The 1,612-nt window shown below is 69.1% G+C and carries 2 protein-coding genes; both read right to left on the bottom strand.

From position 1 onward, the window contains the following. Positions 1-733: GntR family transcriptional regulator (locus AC1DOC_RS32920; RefSeq protein ID WP_478131476.1), on the bottom strand; the 733-nt coding region annotated here is incomplete at its 3' end. Continuing rightward, entirely contained in the window at positions 730-1,401 is a 672-nt protein-coding gene (locus AC1DOC_RS32915) for a cysteine hydrolase family protein (protein ID WP_478131475.1), read from the bottom strand. The genes AC1DOC_RS32915 and AC1DOC_RS32920, both read right to left, overlap by 4 nt. Positions 1,402-1,612: the final 211 nt, after the last annotated feature.

Here is a 1,612-nt window from a genome sequence, read left to right as displayed (position 1 = left end):
CGAGGTGCACCTGGTGCAGCGTGATCTTGCGCACCTCCGCCTGGCTGGTCTCGATGTGCGCGCGCAGCAGCATCGCGGCCTGGTCGCCTCGGTTGGCGCGAACGGCCTTCAAGATCTTGGCGTGCTCTTCGTACGTGGCGTCGATGCGCGGCTGCTGCGTGAAGTCGAGCCGGCGGATGATGCGGATGCGGTCGGTCACGTCGCGGTGCACGCGCGCCATCTCGGCATTGCCCGCCGCGGCCACGAGCGCGCAGTGGAAGGCCTCGTCCCACTGGGCCACCTGCGCGGTGTCGCTGCTGCGCTGGGCCGCGGGCACGAGCCAGACCTCAGCCAGCGCGTCGAGCAGGCTGCGGTCGACGCGGCGGTCGGCTTCGCAGAGGCGGTGCACCGCGGTGGTCTCGAGCACCATGCGCAGATCGTAGAGCTGCTCGAACTGGTCGAAGTCGAAGGGCAGCACGCGCCAGCCGCTGCGGAACAGCACCTCGACGAAGCCTTCCTGCTGCAGGCGGAACAGCGCCTGCCGCACCGGCGTGCGCGAGACGCCGAGCCGGTCGCTGATCTCGTTCTCGGTGAAGCGGTCGCCGGGCACGAGGATGAAATCGGCCACGTCGCGCTTGAGCTGCGCGTAGACCTCGTCGGCCCGCGTGCGGAAAACGGTGGCGTCGGAAGCGGGGGCGGACGGAGCGGAGCGGGGTCGGGCGGTAGGCACGTGGGGAATGGTAGTCGCAGTCATTGCCCCTGTCCGAGCGCCGCCAGCAGCGCGCTGCTCGGCGCGGTCCAGCCGACGATCGCGCCCTGGGCACGGACCATGTCGAGCGTGGCCGCCTTGAAAGCCGGAAAGTAGCTTTCGGTGCAGTCTTCGAGCAGCAGGCTGTCGTAGCCCYGGTCGTTGGCCTCGCGCATGCTGGTCTGCACGCAGACCTCGGTGGTGACGCCGCCGAACAGCAGGTGCGTGATGCCGCGCGTCTGCAGCAGCTCATGCAGGCCGGTGGCATGGAACGCGCCCTTGCCGGGCTTGTCGATGACGACCTCGCCGTCGACGGGCGCCAGCGCATCGATGATCTGGTTGCCCGGTTCGCCCGCGACGAGGATGCGGCCCATCGGCCCTTGGTCGCCGATGCGCAGGCTCGGGTTGCCGCGGTTGCGCTTGGCGGGCGGGCAGTCGGAAAGATCCGCCTTGTGCGCCTCGCGCGTGTGCACCACGAGGCCGCCGGCCTCCCGCCATGCCTGCAGCGCCGCTTTTGTGGCCGGAACGATCGCTTCGAGCAAAGACACATCGTTGCCCAGCGTTTCGCCGAAGCCGCCGGGCTCGATGAAGTCGCGCTGCATGTCGATGAGGACCAGCGCGGTGTTCTTCAGCTCGAAGTCGTAGGGAAAGGGGGTGGCAGTTTCTATGCGCATGCTTGTTCTCGCTGTTGTTCATGCCGGGGCGCGGCGATGGCGCATCGGTGGCAAACACTCCACCGCCGAGCCCGGTGTGTGGTGCGGGGTGGGCGGCCCCTCTGTGCCGCCGAGGAGCGCAGCGTTTCGCGGATCAGGGCTCGCAGCTGTTTGAGCGAAGCGAGTTCTGCGAGACCCCGCGAAACGCGAGCACCGCAGGGCAGCCGCGAAG

This window comes from Variovorax sp. 01T439_2 (assembly GCF_056398445.1).
This window is presented reverse-complemented; position numbering and strand designations above follow the sequence as displayed.